The organism is Chryseobacterium polytrichastri (assembly GCF_900142445.1).
GTDB classification, from domain to species: domain Bacteria; phylum Bacteroidota; class Bacteroidia; order Flavobacteriales; family Weeksellaceae; genus Chryseobacterium; species Chryseobacterium polytrichastri.
The window spans coordinates 43521-49709 of the sequence record NZ_FRAV01000038.1 but is presented as its reverse complement, the minus strand read 5'-3'; the positions used below and the strand labels follow the sequence as shown (position 1 = coordinate 49709).

Annotated in this window: 6 protein-coding genes and 1 tRNA gene; all 7 read right to left on the bottom strand. The window is 33.2% G+C overall.

Annotated features, from left to right (window positions below):
* Window positions 1-230 precede the first annotated feature (230 nt).
* Window positions 231-304 (bottom strand) — tRNA-Met (locus tag BUB80_RS19045).
* A gap of 44 nt (window positions 305-348) precedes the next feature.
* Window positions 349-1635: a TlpA family protein disulfide reductase gene (locus BUB80_RS19040; RefSeq protein WP_073296405.1), complete on the bottom strand. Its 1287-nt coding sequence runs from the start codon at window positions 1633-1635 to the stop codon at window positions 349-351.
* 60 nt (window positions 1636-1695) lie between these two features.
* Window positions 1696-1908 (bottom strand): signal peptidase, encoded by a 213-nt coding sequence (locus BUB80_RS19035; RefSeq protein WP_073296402.1) that lies wholly within the window; start codon window positions 1906-1908, stop codon window positions 1696-1698.
* Between the two features lie 5 nt (window positions 1909-1913).
* Window positions 1914-3890: a T9SS type A sorting domain-containing protein gene (locus tag BUB80_RS19030; RefSeq protein ID WP_083547272.1), complete on the bottom strand. Its 1977-nt coding sequence runs from the start codon at window positions 3888-3890 to the stop codon at window positions 1914-1916.
* Window positions 3891-3967: 77 nt separating this feature from the next.
* On the bottom strand, window positions 3968-5155 hold the full coding sequence (gene clpX, locus BUB80_RS19025; protein ID WP_073296399.1) for an ATP-dependent Clp protease ATP-binding subunit ClpX: 1188 nt from the start codon (window positions 5153-5155) through the stop codon (window positions 3968-3970).
* Window positions 5156-5220: 65 nt separating this feature from the next.
* The gene (locus BUB80_RS19020) at window positions 5221-5610 is read right to left on the bottom strand and encodes an HIT family protein (RefSeq protein WP_073296396.1); all 390 of its coding nucleotides are present in this window, start codon (window positions 5608-5610) and stop codon (window positions 5221-5223) included.
* A gap of 26 nt (window positions 5611-5636) precedes the next feature.
* Window positions 5637-6107: a transcription elongation factor GreA gene (greA, locus tag BUB80_RS19015; RefSeq protein ID WP_073296393.1), complete on the bottom strand. Its 471-nt coding sequence runs from the start codon at window positions 6105-6107 to the stop codon at window positions 5637-5639.
* Window positions 6108-6189: the final 82 nt, after the last annotated feature.

Here is a 6189-nt window from a genome sequence, read left to right as displayed (position 1 = left end):
TTCAGATTACAACTTAGAGGCGTGCGAGATAAATCGTTTTTCCTTTTTAGATTATCTAAACTTTTTGCGTAGTCCCCAAGTTTTGGAACTGATCCAACTTTTTGCGTAGTCCCCAACTTTTGGAACTGATCCCCTAATATATCCATCCGTTCAATTGGAAAAGAATTAAAAAGTTATTCTATATAAAAACGAAAAACCGCAACGTAATGTTGCGGTTTTTCTCGCTATTGTAGCGAAGACGGGAATTGAACCCGTGACCTCAGGGTTATGAATCCTGCGCTCTAACCAACTGAGCTACCTCGCCGTTTTGGTGGTGCAAATATAGAAAATATTTACTTACTACCAAAATTATTTTATCTTAAAATATTCCAAAACATCACCTACGTGATCTGGTTTGCTGATTATCTTATTGTTAGCATCCAAAATAAAATACGTCGGAGTTGCATGAACATTGTATGTATCTACATAACTACTGTTCCATCCCTTCAATTCGGAATCATTAATCCATGGAAACACACTTATTTTTTTGCTGTATGAATCTTTATCTGTATCCAAAGAAAGTCCTACGATTTGAATATTTTTGCCTTTTAATTCATTATATTTTTCCAATAATTTTGGAAGTTCACTTTCACAGTGCGAACAAGTAGAAGACCAAAATACAATCACCTTCTTATCTGCTTTTACATCATAAATAGATTTCGCTGTTGTGTTAACAGGAGATTGGAATTTATTGTTCGGGAAAGTAGCTCCCATCTCAACATTCGAATTAGACTTAATAGTTGAAGCCAGCCTGTCATTAATCGTACATTTAAGACCTTTAGCAAGGTTAAGATATTTAATCTTAAACTCATTCATGTCGTATACGTCAAAGATATCAATCAGTTCTGATAAAACGGTTTGTCCACGTGGAGTTTCTACCTTTAAAGTATCTAAAAGCTTGTCTACCGAAGCCCCTACATTAGTATTGCCTCCTGTATTTAAATAAGCAACAAGTATTGGTCTTAATAACGATGATGTTTCAAGAAGATCACTAGATTTATCTAGAAAGTTTACGATATCATCCTGAGTAACTTTTTTTGAGCTATCAGCAGACAAAAACTTGCTATAATTGGTATTGTAGTAATAAATAAAAGGGTGTTGAGCCTGATCAACAGAATTAAGTCCTCCAGAAAGCCTATTTATTTCTGTTCTTAAAGCTTTTCCAAAATCAGTATTCTCTTTATAATATTCTTTAATTTGTGTCAGAGCCGGCAAAATCAATTCTTTCTTCTGAGAACCTTCCTGCGATTTACTCATTAAGTCATTGGCTTCATCTTGATAAATAATATCTTTAACTTTATTATTTTCAGTTACTAATTTAACACTTACATTTTTATTTTCTGAAATAAAACTAAAGGTATTATTCGTATTCGGAAAATAGATTTTCATCATACCTGAATAACTTGTAGGATATTTAAAAGTCCACACATTATTTTTACTCTGCTCTTTAGAAGCAATGATATCCTTTGATCCGTTTAGAGTATATAGAATAGCATCTTGTTCCTTAAAATCTGCAGGCGTCTGTACTGTAACAGTAAACTGAGCCTGTAAAAAGAATGCAGTTAATACTGCCGATAGTACGTAAATCTTTTTCATAATGTAAAAATAAAAAAACTCTCCGATTAATCAGAGAGTTTAAAATATTTTAATAAAATTTTATATTTTTTGACTTTTATACTTTTTTGTATAGAATGCAATAAATAATATTGCAACAGCCCCTAAAACATAAACATACATATCGATTGGTGAAGGAACCCCTGGACCAACCCCTTGTACTGTTGGGTCATCTATAACAATTGTCTTTTGTGCATTTCCCATAAATGCAATAAAAAGAAAAAAAGCACTTACTAGTTTATTTATAGTTTTCATATATTTTATTTTAAGATTTTGGTATTAACAGTTTCTCCTTTATCAGAAACAATTTTTACAACATAAGAATTTTTAATAGAATTGTCTAATTCAATTACGAAATCCGTAGAAGTATTTACTGCTTTCTTAGAGATAACCAATTTACCACTCATATCATAAACTTCAATATCTGCTTTTTTCCAATTTGGATCAAATCTAACAATATAGTTAGTAATCTCTGGGTTATAAACTACCATAGTTCTAGAAGAATTAACAGTAGCTGTCGGTTTACTAGCTAAAACATCACGGTTAGGTTCTCCATAGTACAAATCATATGGTGAAGCATTAGTCGTTACAGGAATAGTTTCACCTTGTTTTGCTTGCATTACACTTCCATTCGGAGCTTTGTAATAGAAACCAGTACCAGTTGAAAGCTGATGAGTCCCGTTAGAAACTAATTCCGCATTTTCTCTAATTTCAAATTTGTAAGATTTAATTTGAGAACTATAATTCATCAAACTAATATTTTTACCCTTGAAATCATTTTCATTCGCTTCATTGATATATAACCAATAATTAGAGCTATAATTAGGGTCAATTCCTCCTGTAGAAGACTCTTCAAAAGTACCTAAAAGATTGCCGGTACTTGCTGCATATTGAGTCTTTTGAGCGGTAGTATGTCCTGTAGTACCATTTGGATAAACCACATAATAGGTTCTATCTAACTCTTTTCCATTAGCATCAAGAGCAATAACTCCTAACTGCTTTACAGTTCCAGATGCTCCATTTTTATTAGCAGTAACATTGTAAGGTGTAGTTGATGCTCTACCATAATAATTAAATCGTCTTAAATTATTAAAATTGAAAGCATCGCTATTAGCATTATCATTAAGCTTAATCGTGAATGCTCCAAACGGTCTAATTACTAGAGACCCTGTATCTCCAGTAGGAACCCCAGAGTTATAAGTAACTACTTTATAACTAGAAGCAGCACTACCACTTCCATTATTATAGGTAACGCCACCTACATCTGTTCTAACTCCATAAATATTACTTAGATTAATCCCATCACCATTAGCTTCATTAACTGCGATGTTCGTTAAATCTAAATTTGTAAGGTATGGATTAGCAAATTGGTACATATTCTTGCCCCAATTCCCTTGCCATTTTCCTCCTGCAGTATTGAATTCATCCGTAACATAAGTATTATATGCCTCATTGAAGCTATTATGTCCTTGTCCAAATGAACCAAAATTTACATTAGCTCCTGCATTCTGTAATGTGGGAGCACTAGGATAAGGATTTCCTACATCTGAAACAGGAACACCTTTAACAGTTTTAGTATTAGTAAGGTCAAGACCTTGAGCGCCTATCATGTAATAATAATAAGAAGGGGCTGCGCCTCCAAACTTATATAGATTTAAATCTCCAAAATGTACAGCTTTTACATCAGTATTGTGCCAATATTCAACATCATTCTTAGAACCTCTTACATTAGTAAATGTTTTTCCAAATTCTGTACCTAAAGAAGCAACAGTCTTGTTAAAAAATGGAAGACCCATTTGTTGGTAATCTCCTTGATTAACTTGTCTCATTTCTTCATCAACAATACCAACTATATTATTTTGTGGGACACCAGTAATATATAGCTGTCCATAAGTGTATACGGGAGGTGTTGTACCGCCATCGTTAGCGTTTTGTTGATTATACGCAGTAGGCTCATTAAGCTTGTTAACGAAGTTCCCTCCTGCATTAGATTCTGTTTTGTCTACATTTCCAGTAGTAATTGTCTTAAAGGAATCAGTGTTTGTTCCGCTCACCATAAAATTACCGTGATTTTCTACAACACCCGTTCCTCTCATTTGTACGCCTCCACCAGAATAAACCAGTGTACCTTTACTCACGTACGTAGTAGCTGTGTCATCTACGTGTAGTAGAACATTCTGCGCCTGAACAGAAAACCCAGCTGCTAATAAACCAATAGCAAATAAACTTTTTCTCATTGTATGTAAATATTTGTGTGTTAATACAATCTTCACCCGCAAAGGTATATTTTTTTCTTCTAGGAAAAAAATATTTTTTATTTTTTAACAAAAATATTATCTTCAGTCAATACGATTTCTTTCTCTTCTCCTATTGAAAACATATAGTCCTCGAGTACTTTTTCTGTTGTCCCTCTAAGTCCTCTGGCACCCAGTCCCTTCTCCATTGTTTCCTCTACAATTTTCTCTATGGCACCATCTGTAAACTCCAATTTCGTGTTATCCATTTTAAAAAGTTCCACAAATTGATTAACAATTGAGTTTTTTGGTTCTTTCATGATACGAACCATTACTTCTTTTGTGAGTTTATCGAGGTAAGTGATGATTGGAAATCTTCCTAAAAGTTCGGGAATTAATCCGAAAGTACGAAGATCAATTGCATTAATATTTGTTAATACATAATCATCCTCATCTACTTTATTGATCTTTTCAGAGCTAAAACCTATCGCCTGCTTGTTCATTCTTCTTTCGATAATCTCTTTGATACCGTCAAAAGCTCCACCGGCAATAAATAAAATATTTTGAGTATTTACCTGAATATATTTTTGGTCAGGATGCTTTCTTCCTCCTTGTGGCGGAACGTTCACAATACTTCCCTCTAATAATTTCAACAAACCTTGCTGAACTCCTTCCCCAGAAACATCTCTTGTTAAACTAGGATTATCAGATTTTCTTGCAATCTTATCTATTTCATCAATAAATACAATTCCTTTTTCTGCTTTTTCCACGTCATAATCAGCAACCATCAAAAGTCTTGACAAAATACTTTCTACATCTTCCCCTACATATCCTGCTTCTGTTAAAATTGTTGCATCTACAATACAAAACGGAACGTTCAACTCTCTTGCAATTGTTTTAGCCAATAAAGTTTTCCCGGTACCGGTCTCACCAATCATGATGATATTAGATTTCTCTAACTCCACTTCTCTGTTTTCGTTCTTAGCGTGAAGCAATCTTTTATAATGATTGTAAACTGCAATAGACAATTGCTTTTTAGCCTGATCTTGTCCTATTACATATCCATTAAGAAATTCTTTAATTTCTTTAGGCTTTTTAAGCTCATCAATATTTTCTGCAGGAGACTGTTCTACTTTAGAACCTCCATCTTTTACGATTAGGTGAGCCTGTTCTATACAATTTTCGCAAATAAAACCGTTCTGGCCAGAAATAAGCATTTGAACTTCACTTCTTTTTCTACCACAGAAAGAACACTGGTTTGAATTCATCTTATACTATTATATATATGTTAAAGAAAATCGTAAAAAATTGCTTCTTTACGATTCACTTATTTTTAAGAATTAATAATTGAGTTTTGAATCTCTGTATATTCTTCGTTTGTTAATTTTAATCTCTCATTTTTAAAATTCATGTCCTCCACCTTATTTAATGGTATCAAATGAATATGCGCATGAGGAACTTCTAATCCTACAACTGCCACCCCTACTCTTATACAAGGAATCGCATTTTTGACTTTCTTGGCAACTTCCTGAGCAAACCCCCAAAGGTTTTTATACGCTTCGCTGTCCAAATCAAAAATAAGGTCAACTTCTTTTTTAGGAACTACCAAAGTATGTCCTTTCACCAATGGCATCGCATCTAAGAAAGCAACAAAATCTTCATTCTCTGCAATTTTATATGATGGAATTTCACCATTAATGATTTTTGTGAATATTGTACTCATTCTTATTAGAATTAGATATTAATGTTTTATAGAGTAATTTCCAATACTTCGAAAGATAACTTGTTACCGTTTGGTAAAACAATTTCTGCAGTATCCCCAATAACTTTACCAAGTAAACCTTTTGCAATTGGAGTGTTCACTGAAATTTTTCCAGTTTTTAAATCACTCTCATTATCTGGTACCAATTTAAAAGTCTGCTCTTGGTTTGTTCCATTATTTTTAAGTCTCACTGTTGTTAAAATTGAAACTTTTGAAGTATCTAATAGGCTTTCATCTATAATCTTGGAAGAAGAAACAACATCCTTAAGTTTAGAAATTCTCATCTCCAACATTCCCTGTGCTTCTTTAGCCGCATCATATTCTGCATTTTCAGACAAATCTCCTTTGTCTCTAGCTTCTGCAATTTGTTGAGTAATCTTGGGTCTCTCTACAGTTTCTAACTGTTCCAGCTCAGCTTTCATTTTCTCTAAACCCTCCTTTGTTACATAGCTTGCCATAATTTTCAAAATTTAGTTTTAGTATAAAAAAATAATCCGACATTTGCCGGACAATGTTTTGTTGTTGTAATCGTTTAACTTT

What these genes read in the sequence shown, in the direction of transcription:
- BUB80_RS19040 (WP_073296405.1), bottom strand. Translation starts at nt 1,635, where the DNA reads ATGAAAAAGATTTACGTACTATCGGCAGTATTAACTGCATTCTTTTTA.
- BUB80_RS19035 (WP_073296402.1), bottom strand. Translation starts at nt 1,908, where the DNA reads ATGAAAACTATAAATAAACTAGTAAGTGCTTTTTTTCTTTTTATTGCA.
- BUB80_RS19030 (WP_083547272.1), bottom strand. Translation starts at nt 3,890, where the DNA reads ATGAGAAAAAGTTTATTTGCTATTGGTTTATTAGCAGCTGGGTTTTCT.
- clpX (WP_073296399.1), bottom strand. Translation starts at nt 5,155, where the DNA reads ATGAATTCAAACCAGTGTTCTTTCTGTGGTAGAAAAAGAAGTGAAGTT.
- BUB80_RS19020 (WP_073296396.1), bottom strand. Translation starts at nt 5,610, where the DNA reads ATGAGTACAATATTCACAAAAATCATTAATGGTGAAATTCCATCATAT.
- greA (WP_073296393.1), bottom strand. Translation starts at nt 6,107, where the DNA reads ATGGCAAGCTATGTAACAAAGGAGGGTTTAGAGAAAATGAAAGCTGAG.